The organism is Salinarimonas soli (genome assembly GCF_008386575.1).
GTDB lineage: Bacteria > Pseudomonadota > Alphaproteobacteria > Rhizobiales > Beijerinckiaceae > Salinarimonas_A > Salinarimonas_A soli.
Window position 1 is genome coordinate 465 of the sequence record NZ_VUOA01000075.1, and the last position, 265, is coordinate 729.

Annotated in this window: 1 pseudogene; it reads left to right on the top strand. The window is 74.7% G+C overall.

Annotated features, from left to right (window positions below):
* A pseudogene (locus tag F0L46_RS27005) lies at positions 1-218 on the top strand (phosphotransferase family protein); the annotation flags it as partial.
* Between the last annotated feature and the right edge of the window lie 47 nt (positions 219-265).

The following is a 265-nucleotide window of genomic DNA, read 5'->3' on the forward strand; positions in this document are numbered from 1 at the left end:
CGCGCTATTGCGAGCGCATGGGGCTGCCCGGCATCCCGGGCTGGACCTTCTACCTCGCCTTCTCGTTCTTCCGCCTCGGCGCCATCCTGCAGGGCGTCTACAAGCGGGCGCTCGACGGCAACGCCTCCGATCCGGAGCGCGGATTCCGCATGGGCGGGGCGGTGCCCGCGCTGTGCCGGCGCGCGGTGGGGCTCGTCCGGCGCGAGCCCCGCACATGAGCCCCGCGCGCTGCGAGGGCCTGTGCGTCCTCGTCACCGGCGCCCCT